Below are 16,390 nucleotides of genomic sequence, written 5' to 3'. Positions count from 1 at the left end.
GCAAACATTTTTGCGGCAATTTCTACCACCTTAGGATCATTTCTATCTAGCACAATGGGTGTTGTACCTTCACTTGTTACCATATTAAATTCCTGGCCAAAGGCACATATGGTGCCGGCAAACGTCAAAAAAAGAAGAAATCGTTTTTTGATCATTTTTGATTTTCATTTAGTTTTTGGTAACCACCGCCCTCCAAAACCACCTGAAACTTAGAGGGAAATAATCTGGTAGGTATGTAATAATCTGTGGAAATTACTTGTGCTCCGGACGATTTGGCCTTCTCAAAACGTTGATAGTCATTTCCCCGAGCTTCTTTAGTACCGGCATCTGCACGCGTACGGACCATATATCCCCGGGATACCAATTCCTTTATATAATCGTGATCCTTCACCGGATCGTTGATTATTCGGAATCCTGCCTCAGGATTACCTTCTTTGCGATTAACGAACAGGGCCGCATTTTCCAAATTGGGATACGTCTTTAGATACCTTCCGATCTTCTCTTCATTTTCATCCAAGACAAAAAGGACCTTTCCCGTTACTTTTTTTAGTAGTGGCCAGTTGTTATGCAGCACCGCTTCTTCCAAAGTACTGTAATGACCCCGCACTGCATCTGGAGTAATTAATCGATCGCCTTTGAAAACCTCTCTAATTTCCTCATCAATTTTGTTCAAAGCTTCGTTATCAAATTTAAAAGGGTCCCGTGTATTGGGGATTTTGGAGTCTTTAGCATTTATCAAAATAAAAATGGGCCAGTGATCTTTATGCCTATCACTCCAATCTTTTATTTCTTTCAGGCCTTCTTTAAATAGTAAATTATGACTTCTAAAATCTATTTCTTGGATGTGAAACATTTTTAGGCCTGGTTTTTTTAGATCGCCATGCAAATCAAAGGGCGCCGCTTCCGCACCCCTCTGTTTTACAAGTTCTAATCCATGGGGATCACTATAGTAACCACCTTCAGGATCATAAAAAACATCCAACTCTAAGTTGCGAAGGCCAAGATCCAATTGTTTGGCAATCGTTGGATGATCGTATTGTAAGGCCAGTGCCTTTGAGGAATCAATCTCATATAAATAATCTAATAGAGGCTCTTCAATGGCAATTTTATAGCTGTTATGACTGCCTATCACCTGTACTTGGTTCAGGTTTATTTTTTCTTTCTTACAAGCGCCCAATACCATTAGTACAGAACAGGCCATTACCCATAGGTACCCCATTTTAATGATATTTACTTTTAATTTGATCATTTTTTTCTTTTATTAATTTTCACCTTAATAAAAATCACCTCAACCTTTATTGGGAGCTGCTTGTATGATTACCCTATTTCTCCATGCTCAAAATTTGCTTTACACCTTACAGATTTTGTATACAATTTAATTTCAGATTCTATAATTTAATTTATGTCCTATTCTAAGCTATCTTTTTTATTTATTTTCAAAGTACCACCCGCGTTCAGTTGAGAATGAGCAAGTTCGTTAACATCCAAAACAGAACCGTTCCATTCCATTTCGTTTAGCGATTGCTCTTGGTCATTACCATCAGTGCTTATTTGAATTGTTTTACCATTCCTTAAGTTGATGGTTACCTTTTTAAAAATTGGAATTCCAAGTTGATACACGGGGTCATCTTCCAGGCCTCCGGTCATTTGGAACAACCCAATTTTCATTAGTACACATAAACTGCCCATTAGCCCTTGATCTTCATCTCCGTTGTAACCGGTACTTGGGGAAAGACCACTGAAAGCAGATTTAATAACCTTATGGGACCAATACTGTGAGAGATCTGGGCGATTTAGTTTGTTGAAAATAAAAGCGGTTTGTATGGAGGGCTGATTTCCATAGTTGATAGGAATTCTGCTGTTTTCGGGATGCATTTCCAGATCATGGGAAGTTCCTGCTGTAAAACCTTGTTTTTCCGCTTGCTCAAACTGGGTATTTAGTTTGTCGACTGCCATTGCGGAACCTCCCATTAGCTGGGCCAACCCTTCAATATCGTGTGGTACAAACCATGTGGCTTGGGCCCCGTTAGATTCGTTGAAACCATTTTCATAAAGGTAAGGATCAAAATCCTCCTTCCAAACACCTGCTACATTCTTAGGCCGCATCCAGCCCGAAGCACTATCAAAAACGGTTTTATAGTTCTGCCCTCTTTTTGAGAAGTATTCATAATCTGCTAACAACCCTAGTTTTTTGGCCAACTGTGCCAGGGCCCAATCTTGATACGCGTATTCCATAGTAAGGCTTGCACCATCTTGATGGCCACCAAACTTGCCCTCAGGAATTGGATAGGGTACAAAGCCATTTTCCAAATAATGACTAAGCCCTCCACCTAGGTTGGTATCATGCTCGTAACCAGATTTTTCCATTATTCCGCCGGGCATATGGTTTTTTTTGAGTGCCTGGTAAATAGCTTCCAAATCTTCGGTAATAAGCCCCTGTTGAATGGCACTTACAATAAAGGGGGTGCTAGATGCCCCGGTCATCACATAAGTGTAATTTCCTCCCGAAGGCCCACGCGGAATTAAACCGCCGTCCGTACCGTATTGAAGGAGCGATTGTACAAATTCCTTTTTAATCTCGGGATATGCAAGACCCCATAAAGTGTTTATGGTCCATTGGGCACCCCAGAAAGCATCAGAATTATAATGGTTAAAGGCGGGTTTACCGTCTTTCGTTAAGGGTAATTGACCTATTCTAAAAGTCTCCCCCGTATTATCAGGATAGGCGCCGTTTACATCGCTAATGGTCCTTCGGCCTTGCATGGCATGCCAAAGATCGGTGTAAAACCTACGTCTATCTGTTTTCGTACCTCCTTCTACTTGGATCCTTCCCAACAAATCGTTCCATTCGGATCTTGACTCCTGAACAACCTTATTAAAATCCCAATGCCCCAATTCTGAAACCAGATTTAATTTTGCATTTTCCTTAGACGTATAGGATATGGCAACTTTCATTTTTACCGCCTTGTTTAGTTGCCCCAAATTCAACAAATAATTGCCTGTTTTGTTGTCTCGGTCCAAGCCTAAAATAGGAGTGTCAAAAGTTGCTTCAAAAAAGACTACGTTGGCTTTTGGTCTGCGACTGGTTGGTGCAATAGTAAACTGCCCGCTTAAGGTGGTAGTCCCGGTCTGTTCTAAAACACCATCTATAATTTTACAAGGCCCCAAAGGTCCGTTTAGGTTAAACAAAATTTCTGCCTCTTCTTCTTTAGGAAAAGTGTACTTATGAAAACCAACCCTCTTGGTACTGGTAAGTTCTGCCCTTATACCATAACGTTGAAGTACTACGGAATGATAACCGGGAGTTACGTCTTCTTTATTGTGATCGAACTTTGAATAATAATCGGTAAATATTGCTTCTTTCTGTTCTTTTTTTGAGATAACGGGCATTACGGACAGGCCGGAAAGCTGCCAGGCGTGGATATGGCTAAACCCTTTTATCGTATCTATTTCATACCGATACCCACTACCCCATGTACCTCCAAGTTTGGTGTCCGGACTTAAATTGACCATGCCAAAAGGCCTGCTGGCAGAAGTGAAAAAAAACCAGCGCGAATTTTCGGTATCCAATTGCGGATAGACCAGATCGGTATAGATAGATTTTGCTTCACTATCGTAGTTTTCTTGTTGAACAGTGCTGTTGCAAGCGCCGAACAAAAATATTATAAAGCCATACGATACGAGCACTCTGTTCATATTCATTTTGTCTTGTTTAGAAGTAGGTTTAAGTTTTGGGATATTGCCTCCAACATCTCATTCGTTGGAAAACCATTATTGGGCCTCCGAATTGCCGGATCGTACCAGCGATCCCATTTTATATTCTTATCTCCAGCTAGCCGGTTCGCATAAATTTGATCCAACCCAGTGCCGGCATCTTTCAATAACACCAATGCCTCCTTTAGGTTAGCAGGGTCTCCAGAAGCTTCAAAAGCTTTCTTTAACTTAGACATTTGGTGCAGTGATGTCTCAAAGGCAATTAAATCTGAATACAATTGCGCGGGCAAATAAATATAAGAATAGTAAAAATCTTTATCACCTTCCAATACGTCCAAACCTTTTTTGGCCTCATCCAAGGCCATTGCAATAAGAGCTTTAGTAGCCCTAACATTTTCCAGATCATTGGCCACCCTACGATATTCGTAGGGTACCGGTGATTTCCCCGGTCTTTCTATGGGGGCATTGGACAGGTAGGACACGGCCTCCCTAATTTCCCAAAGATGCTGTACATACCCCGCATGTCCTTCTTGCGCCTTATGTAAGTTCTTCATTGAGTTTATGGCATATGGCGCAGCCACCTTACCAAAATAATGTGAGGTCCAGGATTTATAGAATTCCGCTCCATCAAAATTTTCCGGGTCGCGACAAACCTCACTATATGCTTCCAAATTAAGTAAGTAGGGTCTAAAGTTCTGACCATTTACCATACAATATTTATCCGCATCATAGTCGTTGAACATGCCCTTCATAACAGTAGCTACCCGCTCAGGGTACGGATTGTGCACAGTATGGTTTAACCAGAAGCCTGCATGCATGTAGGTGCCAAAACCAAAACCCTTGGTATCTTCTGGTTTAAATTTAAAAGAGCCAAAACCATCATCGGACCATGCTACCAACCAATCTTTTGGAGGACTAAGTCCTTCGTTGAACATGCGCATGCCATCGGCATAGCATATCAAAACTTTAATCGCGTTGGGGTTATGGGCACTTACCACATCTCCGAAGGCTTTATAAACTTCATTGAATACTTGGATCTTATCCTCCCCACAAGTACTTTCATACTCCCAATCCCAAACCTGATTCCGTGGCCTTAAACTAAAAATATCGGTTTTTGCCAAAGGGGTCTTTTCCAAATAATACCGCCAAGCCGCAATCCAATCATCTTTATAGCTAGACCAACAGCTGGCCTTTTCTTCGGGAAAATCATAAAACTGATATCCGAGACCAAAATCTACCTGAATCTTCATGCCCTTACTATGTACATAGTCCATCATTTTCTCCAAATAGGAAATATCCATTTTATAATCTGGGTTTAGGTCTATGTATTCTGGGCGAATAAAAAACTCGGGCCTACCCATCATATCAAAAAAATGAATTGCATTGTATCTTAATCTTACCAAGGAATTCACCATTTCGGTAAAACTTTCCCAATCATATTCCAATAACTTTCCCCTATAACTGGCCAACTCGTCCACATCATTTTCGAAGTAGCACAAAATGGGCACTTTGGGTGGAGCAATGGTTCTATTTTCAAAATTGAACAAATCTAACGCTCCCGTATTGGAAGGTTCTTTTCCGGTCCAATATGCCAAAGGATCCACGCCTAAGATTTCTTCGGCATAGTCATAAACGGTATACTGTAATCCCTGTACATCCGAACCTCCCAAGATTATGGCAGTTTGTCCTGTGGGTAACTTGGCCTGGGTCCAAATGCCACCTCTAGGCCCGGGAATGGCTGTAGAAAGTCTTATATTATGCGATGCGACCAAAGTTGCCAGTAGCTTGTTAGACTTTGGAGTGCCCACTATGATTAGAGTACCATCTGATGGTAAAGTCTCCGTTTCTAGCAGTATCGTTACACTTGCAGACGATACTTTTTCAATATCCATTTTCAAGTCAACAACGGTTTGTTTCTCTACCTGATCAACAGCCGCCCCTTGCACAATATAAAAAGTGTTATCTGGTTTCCCTTGCGAGCATGACCAAAACAAACACACGGAAAAAAGAATTTGGATATAGTTTTTTGTTTTCATCTTGTTGTTTTTAATACCGCCCACTAGTTTAGGGTTCCCCAATCTTTATTAGGTTGATTGCCAAGTTGTATTTCGAGTATTCCCCCTTTTACCAAATCGTTGAAATCTATAAAGGGCGAATTGTTCGTTACCCCATTAAATGTTACTTCTTGGATAAATCGGGCACTATCCGAGAAATTTTTGGTCCTTATTTCCAAGTCGCCCTCTTTTAAATGCAAGGTTATTTTGGGAAATATAGGTCGGCCGATCACCATATTGGTGCTTCCTGGAAAAACAGGATAGAGGCCCATTGCGGACCAAACGTACCAAGCGGACATGGTCCCGGCATCATCATCCATTTCCTTTAAAAAGCCGTCTGGGGTATCTTGGAATATTTTCCTACGCATAGGTTTTTTAAGCTTTTTATGCGTACCATACCAATTGTTGGTTGTGTCCAACAAAATTGCATTTACCCGTAGCTGGGTTTTCCAAGCAGCGTTGGTATATGCATATAAATAAGGTACCTGAATATCTGGCTGATTACCTATGTTGAAAAGTTCCTCATCAAAAAAATAATCTAGCTGCTCTTCAAAACTGTCTTTGCCACCCATTAAATCTTGGATGCCCTCTATATCGAAAGGGACAAACCAGCGGTATTGCCAAAGCGTGCCTTCATAAAGTCCATCACCATGCATAATATCGGATTTATCATCCATTATCATAAATTTTTTCTTCCAGATCTTCTTATAATCGAAGGCCTGTTGCCTATATTTTTTATAATCTTCTTCCTTGCCTAAGGTCTTGGCAATTTCCGAAAGGGCCCAAAGATCCAAACTAGATTCTAAGATATTATCGGGCGTTTCAAAGGGTAATGCTTGTGCCTCGTCTTGTAAGTGACTGTATAAATCGGCAATGTTATAGGGCAATAGGTCTTTTTGAAGGGCCTCTAACAATACTACAACGGAATGTTCCGTACGAACGGTAATAAAAGGTTCGTGATCCGTGGCCCAATTGGCCTTTCCCTGTTTGTACAGTGCGCTTATGGATTGAACCATATGGCTGTACTTATCGGGGAACAAGAATGAAATCAACGGTAATTTTGTTCTAAAAGTGTCCCAAACAGACCACCCATGATAATGGAGCCGTTGTTGGGTATTATAGGTCTTACCATCGCTGCCTCTGTAACTGCCATCTTGCTCGTTGATAAGAAAAGGAGATTGCAACGTATGGTACAGACTGGTGTAAAACGTTCTTTTTAGGGAAGGGTCGTTACCTGCTACTTCCACAGTGTTTAACAGCTCTCTCCATTTGGAAGCGGCACTCTTTTTTACTTCCTCAAACGATGCCTTTTTGCCTTCTACCAATTTAACCAGGGCATTTTCAGGACTAATAGTCGACAGGGAACAATAAAAAAGGACTTCTTCCGCCGCTACCGTGGAGAAGGTAAAAGTAACTACGGAGGTGGTATCGGAAACAAGGGTGTGTGCCTTGTTAGTGGCAATAGCAAAATAGAATTTATACTGGCCCATGTTACAAACATTGGCCCCACTTAGTTCACCTGTTATATATCCTTCTTTTGATACCTTATGTTTTTCATAATTGAATTCAGCAAAAGAACTTGCCAAGTTAACTGTAAGGCCAGAGCGATCGGATTTTGGAAAGGTATATTTATGATATGCTATTTGATTTGTAGCCGATAATGCCACCTTAATATTATTATCCAAGCCCACGGCATAATATCCGGGCCTGGCTATTTCGGAAGCCTTGTTAAGACCTATTTCCGTGGGTATTATGGTATCTTGGTTTACTACAAAAGGCAATACCCTAATGTGCCCCCCAACACCGTGGCAACCTACACCAGAAAACCTTGTATTGGAAAAGCCCGTTGTTTTCTGTGCTTTATAATCGTATCCGGAATGTGCAATTGGATGAGTATCGGGAGCTGGTTTAACCATACCAAAAGGAGGTGCTGCTGCAACGTCTGTCTGTCCGTGGTCGTCCGAAGTGGCTATAAAAGGATCTACATAAACCGAGTTATCCATGCCTATTTCGGTGATTTTTTTTTCGGGTGCATCGCTGCAATCCGTTAAGATGAAGAACGAACATAAAAAAAGAAGGACTATGGCAGGTTTAATTTTCAATTTCGTTCAATTACGTTTTAACAACGGGTTAGCATCTATATGCCAAAAAGGATTAGAAGATAGATAATACAGGCAGGCAAAGTATACCTGCCCGTACATCATAAATTAAACTAACTCAAAAAACTAAACTAATATCCAGGGTTTTGTTCTAGACCTGGTGTTTGTGCCAATGGTCCAGGGGGTATTGGAAATAATCTCTTATTAGGGTCAGAATCCGTTTTATCTATCCAAACGTCTTCCCAGGTCTCGAATCGGATTTGATCGGTCCTTCTATGATACTCCCAGTAGAACTCAAAACCTCGTTCATTGTAAACATCTTCCAGAGTAGCACTGCCTATTGCAAAACCATCACCAGCACGTGCAACCCTAACGGCATTTACATCGGCTAAAGCATCACCCGATCCTAATCGTAATTGAGCTTCTGCCCGCATTAAATATATATCGGCCAACCTAAACACCACTATGTCAACACCGGTATCATCTCTGTTTGAGCCTAAACCATCTATGCTCCATTTTGAAACTCGCACGCCTACGGATTGGTTCTCGGCAATTAAACTCACTTCCCTTGTATGATTTGCCATCGATTCATCTCTGGTCCAAAGTTGAACCGGAACAATATCAATAGTACCGTCATCATTAATTATAGGTGTTCCACTATCGTTGTTAAGACCATATATTTGCCCTTCAAGAAACCCTCTGTTCATTTTATAATCAGACAATGGTATGGTACCTAATTCGTTAGGATAGTTTTCCTTATAAAATCTAGGGTCATTAGCTGAGTCCCATGTGTCTAAAAAGCCTGGTAACGTACATCCTGCATCAGAACCCGTTTCAAATCCGCCATCGACCACATAAAGAAGACCCCTAGATAGCCCATTGGTAGTGTTCCTTGAAACGCTTCTGCCTCCAATTCGTAGAGAAGTTTTCTCGTTCTTTACTGACCATATGATTTCTGGGTGATTTTCATTGTCTGGGTCGAACATGCTGAAATAATCATCTGTTTCCAAAGAATGTGCCCCACTATTGATTATCTCAGTGGTAAGATCAACAACCTTCTGCATGTCTTCACTGGAGAAAGAAAAGCTAGAGGCATATCTGTCCTCATAAACTGCCTTGTTTAAATACACCCTTGCCAAAAGTGATTTTGCGGCGTCTTGAGTAAAACGAACCGTATTTTTCCCGGTAGGAAGGTTGGATATAACCGATTCCAAGTTTTCAATGATGGTACTTACGGCCTCAGCCCCTGTAAGGATTTGAGGGTCCGTGTTAAAATTAATTTCGGTAATGCCTCGATATGGCACCTGACCATATGCATCCAAAGCCACCCACATGAAATGTGACAACAAACCTACGGCTTCGGCATGCTCTTGTGTGCCGGCATCTAAGAAATCAATTGCCTGAGTTGCGCTGGCCAATCCTGATACAACATGCTCAAATGTCTCTCTTGTATAGCGATGATTAGGGCCCCAATCATGTCTGTGTAGTTCCTGAAAAGTACCTCCGTCGAACCAGTCACTTTGTCTAGTGGGTACCATGCCCTCATCTGCTGAAAAGGTCTGTAAAGCAAAAAACCATCGATGCCCATAAACTCTTCGCATATTATTGTATGCTGGGGCCAAAAGGTTTAATGGATCAGCATTGGTCAACAAATCCTCACCTAGGGCTTCGTCGATAATTTCTTCTTCGATATCACATGATTGAAATCCGAAGAGAACAGTCAATATGATGCTGAAAATAATAGCTTGTTTTTTCATATCTTATCTTGTATTATATATTTCTTTTATAAATTATATTGCTTTCCCATTTTTAAATTAGAAAGAAAGGTCAAGGCCAAACATAAAGGTTTGAGGACGTGGATAACCCCCAAAGTCTACGCCATAGACATTCTCGCCGCCTGTATTGATTTCAGGGTCATATCCTGTATAGTCGGTTATCACAAAAATATTTTGCCCTGTAACATATACTCTTAAAGTATCAAGAAAACCATTGTTTTCGATGTTCCAGCCCAAGGTGGCATTGTTCAATCTAAAGAATGAACCATCTTCAACGTACCTAGATGAAGAAACGGGGGCAACCAATGGACTTTCGTTAACATCAAGATATTCCCTAAAAATATTATTCCCGTTTTGCCCCAAAGACGCTGCACTGGAATAGGCCCTTGCCGTATTATTAAAAATATCTATGCCACCTACACCATTAAAGCCCAATGCTAAATCAAAGCTTTTGTACGATGCGTTAATGTTAAATCCATAAACTGTATCGGGTAATGCGTCTCCTACTATTTCAGGATCTGATATTATTTCTACACCATCGCTATCGAATCCTTGAAATCTAGGTAAAAAGAACGATCCCGCAGATTCTCCATTGGTAAAAATGCTACTATTTTCCCCTGATGCCCCGGGGCCGTTAATATTTCCAACAAACAAATCTGTTGTAAGTCCCTCAATGGTATTATCCAAAAATGATATGTTACCTGAAAAATCAAGCGAAAAATCATCTGTTCTAATAGCATTTACATTTAATGCAAATTCAAAACCTTTATTAATGATTTCTGCCTCTGAGTTTATAAAAATAGTACCTACCAAGGAAGGAACTGGTGCAGAAACTTCCAAGAAGAGATCGGTAGTGCTTTTATTAAAATAATCAAATGTACCGCTAACTTTACCATTCAATATGGCCCAATCAAGTCCTACATTGTATTGTTCCGTAACTTCCCATTTTAAATCTGGGTTAGGTGTTCGTGTTGTTGTTACACCATTAATAACCGTTGTTCCATCAAATGTAAAGCTATTATCAAAGCTCGTATCAAAAGAGGCCTGCGTAACCCTTACCGGAACGGCTTGATTACCTGTTTGTCCCCAACCTAGTCTTAGTTTTAAATTGGAAAACACCTCAGAATCTGCAAGAAATTCTTCTTCATTGATTTTCCATCCTAATCCAACCGCCGGAAAATAACCATACTTATTATTGTCACCAAATACTGAAGATCCGTCCGCCCTAAGCGATGCAGTTATCAGATATCTATCTAAGAAATTGGTGTTAACCCTTGCAAAGAACGATTGCAACTTTCTTTCCGTATTGCTCGTTGCTATAATAGGGGTTCCTTGAGCAATTCCTAAATTAAAAATTGGATCAATTTCTCTGGTACTAAAATCAAACTGTTGAATCCTTAAACTGGTATTGTTGAAAGTCTGATATGAGTGACCGGCAAGAACATCAAAATTCCATTTGTCATAGCTTTTTGCATAGGTTAGAAAATTCTCTATTAATATATTAGAATCTTCTCTTGAATCTTGCGTAACCTGATCCTGACCTTGGTCTCCTCCATCAACAGAATTATTGAACAGCCTGAAAAAACGATCTGTATCCGAGTTTTCGTAACCGAAGTTGAGCTTATAATCCAAGCCATCAATAATAGTATAGGTAGTAGTGAAGTTAGCCAAAACTTTTTTGCTTTCAGCTCTATCGCGATATAAATCAAAAAATGAAACAGGATTGTCCGTAGCACCCGCCCTTGTAGTTACTTCACCTTCAGCACCAAAAACTGCAGCTGTTGGATTGGCTCTAAGCGCCCCGGTAATCACGCTTCCTAAAGCCTGACTTTCGTCCGTAAGGTCGGCCACGGCAAGGTTAGCCCTAAATTTTAATCGGTCATCCAATAGTGAAGTGCCTATATTTATTCTTCCAGTAACACTTTCATGCCCTGTAGTTTGCACTACTCCTTCCTGATCTAAATAACCCAATGATATATTATATGTTGTTGTACCAGCTCCGCCAGAAAACCCTAAATTGTAATTGCTTATTTGAGCTGTTTGATAAACCTCATCTTGCCAGTCGGTATCAGCATTTGCTGCATCAATATAGGAAGCCGGATCCCTACCTAATATAGGAGCTAAACGCGCCGTTTGCTCGCGATATTCACTGGCACTAAGCACGTCAACATCTCTAGCTACCGTAGCAAAGCCTCTTGATGAACTGAAGGTGACCTTTGGTTTACCTATCTTTCCTTTTTTGGTTTGTATAAGCACAACTCCATTGGATGCCCTAGTACCATAAATTGCCGTAGCAGAAGCATCTTTTAATATGGTAATGCTCTCTATATCTTGAGGATTTAAAAAGTTTAAAGGACTTTTTGGTCTTGAAGTTCCTCCAACACCACTAAGACCATCAGTAGTAGATGACCCTCCATCCAAAGGAACACCATCAACCACAAACAGGGGATTACTGGAGCTACCTATTGAATTTACCCCACGAATGTTGATGTCTACAGCACTTCCAGGTTCCCCAGAACCTGTTGTTACATTAACACCGGCAATCTTACCTTGTAATAATTGACCTGGCGAATTTGAAATACCTTTGTTGAAATCTTCGGCACCAATGACTTTAACAGAACCTGTTAAATCTTTTGATTTTACGCCACCATATCCAATTACCACTACTTCGTCCAAGCCTGTGGATGAAGATGTTAATTGAACCGTGTACGATGAAGACCCGTCCAAAACAATCTCCGAAGTCTCAAACCCTATGTAAGAAACTACAAGGGTAGCATTGCTATCGTTTACCGAAATAGCAAAATTTCCGTCAAAATCCGTCACAACACCGTTCGTTGTGCCTTTTTCTACAACATTGGCTCCAGGAAGTGGTACATTCGCATTATCTACCACGATCCCCGTAACTTGTGCTTGCGCCCAAGATGCAGTTGATACACCCATTACAAGGAGTGCCAATAAAAGTTTAAGTTTTTTCATTTTGATTTAAGTTGTTATTTTTAGTTGCTTCAAACGTACCACTATATCATTTTTGGTAGATGGACATACTATTCAAAAAGATGGATAGATTGTTTAAACTTGGATATAAACACAACATGTGATTACTTTTCTTACATTTTAATAGAAGATGGTCCGTTAGGGAAAAGTAAAATGCAACCAGGATATTTTAAACGTGAATATAGTGAATTGAAGAAAATTTATATATGGTACTACCAATACTTTTGAAACTATTAAAAATCCATTAGATTAGAAGCACAATCAAATTGTTAAAAACACATTTACATGGCAGACAGCATTAAATTTTCCGCTCCAATTCGTTGGGGTATTATTGGTTGTGGTAATGTTACGGAAGTTAAAAGTGGCCCCGCTTATAAACAAACGGATGGTTTTGAACTAACGGCCGTTATGAGACGCGATCCGGATAAATTAAAAGACTATGCCAAAAGGCATAACATAGCTAAACACTATACCAGTGCGAAGAAATTAATTGCTGACGATGAAATTGATGCGGTTTACATAGCCACCCCTCCGGACACCCACAGGTACTATGCCCTTAAAGTAGCAGAGGCGGGAAAACCTTGCTGTATAGAAAAGCCGCTGTCTCCTTGCCATACGGATAGTTTGGCCATCCATGAGGCGTTCAAAAATAAGGGCATCCCTTTATTTGTGGCTTATTATCGGCGCTCTTTGCCCCGGTTTAACCAAGTGAACACATGGTTAAAAAACAACGAAATTGGTGAAATTAGGCACATAAGTTGGTGTCTGAACAAAGCTCCAAATGCCACGGATTTATCCGGGACCTATAACTGGCGTACAGACCCTAAGGTTGCTCCCGGTGGTTATTTTGATGATTTGGCCAGTCATGGCCTTGATCTATTTATCTTTCTATTAGGGGATATACAGCAGGTGTTTGGGTTAAGCCTTAATCAACAACAACTATATTTGGCAAAAGATGCGGTTGCTGCTTGCTGGGTACACCAAGGGGGCGTAACCGGAACGGGAAGTTGGAATTTTGGTTGTGAGGATAAAGAAGATCGGGTAGAAATATTTGGAAGTAAAGGCAAAGTGCAATTTTCTGTTTTTGAAGAAAATCCGTTGATTTTGGAGCGCAATGGTGATAAACAAGAGTTTTTTATTGAAAATCCAAAAAATATTCAGCTTTATCATGTGGAAAACATGAAAAAACATCTTTTGGAAGAAAACTACGATCACCCCTCAAACGGGCGTACGGCGACCCATACAAGTTGGGTAATGGACAAAATACTTGGTATTTAGGATTAACATATGCAATAATGACTACATGAAGAATATAACACCTATTGTTACACTGCTAGTTTGCGCAACCTTCTTAAACGGTTGTAGCAACAAAAAAAACGTAAAGGGTACATTTGGATATGATTTGGAGTACTTAAACAAGCACAAAAAAACCATTGTGCTTAAAAGTAACAACGATCTATGTCAGATTTCCGTGGTTGCGGACTATCAGGGTCGCGTAATGACAAGTACATCAAATGGAATGAACGGAAAGAGCTATGGTTGGATCAACTATGATCTTATTGCCGCCAATAAGTTTGAAGAGCATATCAATGCTTTTGGCGGTGAAGATAGATTTTGGCTGGGGCCAGAAGGGGGTCAGTTTTCAATTTTCTTTAGAAAGGGTGATGACTTTACATTGAAAAACTGGTTTACACCCAAGGAAATAGATACCGAAGCATTTACCCTTGTGCATAGCAATGATACCGTAGCACATTTTACCCGTAAGATGAATCTGCAAAATTACAGTGGAACTGTATTTGATATTGAAATTGAAAGGAACGTATCCATATTTAGCAAACCAAACATCGAAAAAAATCTGGATATAGCACTGGGGGATAAAATACAGTTTGTGGGATATCAATCCGAAAATACAATGAAAAACAGCGGATCCGAGGCCTGGAGTAAGCAGCAAGGGCTTTTGTCCATTTGGATTCTGGGTATGTTTCTCCCCTCCGAAAGTACTACGGTCATTGTCCCATATAAAGACTCTTTAGCATTGAACACCAGCTATTTTGGTGAAATTGGCCCAGATAGACTACAAATTGTTGATAATACCGTGTTATTTAAGGGCGATGGGAAATATAGGTCAAAAATTGGATTACCCCCACAAAATGTCTTACCAAAATTTGGCAGTTATGACAGTGACGAAAAAATCCTTACGGTAATAGAGTATTCTTTTTCCGGTGATTCAACTTATGTAAATTCACTCTGGAAATTACAGGAGAACCCGTACGGCGGGGATGTTATAAATTCATACAATGATGGCCCCCTGGAAGACGGCAGTCAACTTGGTCCATTTTATGAATTGGAATCTTCGTCGCCAGCCAAAGAATTGAAGCAAAATGAAAGCATAAAACATATTCATAAAACCTATCATTTTGAGGGAGATTTTGAGGCTTTAAATGCCATTTCGAAAAAGGTTTTAGGTTTTGATCTGACAAAACTCGGACATCAAAAAAAGTAAATCGTATGCTCATCATTGATATAATAGGCATAAGCATTCTTGCTATTTTTTTGCTGTTCATTTTTCAGAAAAAAAGAAAGATGCTTAGCGATTATGTGCTTATTATAACCATGGTTCTTATAAGTATTATTTTCATAAGCGACATATGGGTTAGAAGTGGGCTCAATGAATTTAATTTTATCCTAGAAAAATTGGTGAGTTTTTATATCCTTCCAACCTTTCTAACTTATTCCATGCTCCTTATAAGTAAGGATAATAAATTAAAAAAAGAATGGTGGTGGTTTGGTTCCTTCGCCATTGCTTTTACAATTTTTATTTTGGTAGATTTTGTCTTGCTGACAGATTATGACAGTGAAAAATTAACCACGCAATATAAGACACCCTCATACTTGTACCAGTTTTTCTATAGAGGGGGCAACGTTTTTGTTTTTGTCGCCCTGCTTTGGTACCTAAACAAATTGAAACAGTATCGTAAAAAAATAAAGGATGATTATTCTTTCATAGAAACTATTAGGTTAACCTGGCTTGGGAACTTTACTTGGGTATATTTTATTAACAATCTATTTGTTTTTCTTATATCGCTTGCATTTAGCTTTTGGCATATAGGAAGCTTAAGTATCCTCTATATTATTGTTTACACCTCTATTGTAATCTCCTTGTTTTATTTATGTTATAACGGAATTAGGCAATATTCTTTGGCGGAATACGAAAGTGCTTTAAAACTAAACAAAATAAATGCTGAGGATAGGACAGCTGTAATAGAAGAAAAAGAAGGCAATTCTTTACCCAAATATCAGTCATCCTCACTTTCTGAAGATGAAATGGGAGCTTTATTTTCAAAAATTGAGCAACTATTTGAGTTGGATAAAATTTATCTCGAACCCCAACTTAAGATTCAAGATTTATCAGAAAGTATAAATGTAACCACGCATAACATCTCCCAGACCATAAACTCCATAGCCCAACAATCCTTCTATGATTTTGTAAATGGGTTTCGGGTGAAGCATTTTAAGAGCCTTTTATCAAATCCTGAAAATCGTAAATACACCATTTTGGCCTTAGGAATTGAAAGCGGTTTTAATTCTAAAGCAACCTTAAACCGTATTTTTAAAAAGCAGGTCGGAATTTCTCCCAAGGAATATCAAAAGGCACAGGCTAAGGACTAATTTTTTATTTTATTTCTTTACCAATAACGCAAATAGTTCTTGAAACTTAAATTATCTACTTTAAGCTTAATTCTTCAATGCAGAA

9 protein-coding genes are annotated in these 16,390 nt (G+C 39.6%); 3 read left to right on the top strand and 6 right to left on the bottom strand.

What is annotated here, in order from left to right:
* Positions 1-151: 151 nt before the first annotated feature.
* The 6 genes from ACEQ81_RS15665 to ACEQ81_RS15640 all read right to left on the bottom strand — a co-directional run bounded on the left by ACEQ81_RS15665 (position 152) and on the right by ACEQ81_RS15640 (position 12,618).
* Positions 152-1,249: a phosphatidylinositol-specific phospholipase C1-like protein gene (locus ACEQ81_RS15665; RefSeq protein WP_411031853.1), complete on the bottom strand. Its 1,098-nt coding sequence runs from the start codon at positions 1,247-1,249 to the stop codon at positions 152-154.
* 158 nt (positions 1,250-1,407) lie between these two features.
* Positions 1,408-3,702 carry a GH92 family glycosyl hydrolase gene (locus tag ACEQ81_RS15660; RefSeq protein WP_411031852.1) on the bottom strand — a complete coding sequence of 765 codons (2,295 nt, stop codon included), beginning with the start codon at positions 3,700-3,702 and terminating at the stop codon, positions 1,408-1,410.
* Positions 3,699-5,750: a glycosyl hydrolase 115 family protein gene (locus ACEQ81_RS15655; protein ID WP_411031851.1), complete on the bottom strand. Its 2,052-nt coding sequence runs from the start codon at positions 5,748-5,750 to the stop codon at positions 3,699-3,701. Before ACEQ81_RS15655 ends, ACEQ81_RS15660 begins: the two co-directional genes overlap by 4 nt.
* Before the next feature lie 23 nt (positions 5,751-5,773).
* Positions 5,774-7,870 (bottom strand): glycoside hydrolase domain-containing protein, encoded by a 2,097-nt coding sequence (locus ACEQ81_RS15650; RefSeq protein ID WP_411031850.1) that lies wholly within the window; start codon positions 7,868-7,870, stop codon positions 5,774-5,776.
* A gap of 128 nt (positions 7,871-7,998) precedes the next feature.
* Positions 7,999-9,624, bottom strand: a complete 1,626-nt coding sequence (locus ACEQ81_RS15645) for a RagB/SusD family nutrient uptake outer membrane protein (RefSeq protein WP_411031849.1) — start codon at positions 9,622-9,624, stop codon at positions 7,999-8,001.
* 57 nt (positions 9,625-9,681) lie between these two features.
* A complete protein-coding gene (locus ACEQ81_RS15640; RefSeq protein ID WP_411031848.1) occupies positions 9,682-12,618 on the bottom strand; it encodes a SusC/RagA family TonB-linked outer membrane protein in 2,937 nt (978 codons plus the stop codon).
* Between the two features lie 303 nt (positions 12,619-12,921).
* Between ACEQ81_RS15640 and ACEQ81_RS15635 the strand changes: the two genes are divergently transcribed.
* The 3 genes from ACEQ81_RS15635 to ACEQ81_RS15625 are packed head-to-tail and all read left to right on the top strand — an operon-like array spanning position 12,922 to position 16,305.
* Positions 12,922-13,914, top strand: a complete 993-nt coding sequence (locus tag ACEQ81_RS15635; RefSeq protein WP_411031847.1) for a Gfo/Idh/MocA family protein — start codon at positions 12,922-12,924, stop codon at positions 13,912-13,914.
* Between the two features lie 25 nt (positions 13,915-13,939).
* Positions 13,940-15,139 (top strand): DUF6786 family protein, encoded by a 1,200-nt coding sequence (locus tag ACEQ81_RS15630; RefSeq protein ID WP_411031846.1) that lies wholly within the window; start codon positions 13,940-13,942, stop codon positions 15,137-15,139.
* 5 nt (positions 15,140-15,144) lie between these two features.
* Positions 15,145-16,305, top strand: coding sequence for a helix-turn-helix domain-containing protein (locus ACEQ81_RS15625; RefSeq protein ID WP_411031845.1), 1,161 nt, complete (start codon positions 15,145-15,147; stop codon positions 16,303-16,305).
* Positions 16,306-16,390: the final 85 nt, after the last annotated feature.

It is taken from the genome of Spongiimicrobium sp. 3-5 (genome assembly GCF_046557915.1).
Lineage (GTDB): Bacteria > Bacteroidota > Bacteroidia > Flavobacteriales > Flavobacteriaceae > JBHEBG01.
The sequence above is the reverse complement of the archived record's forward strand: the minus strand, read 5'-3'. Positions and strand labels throughout refer to the sequence as shown.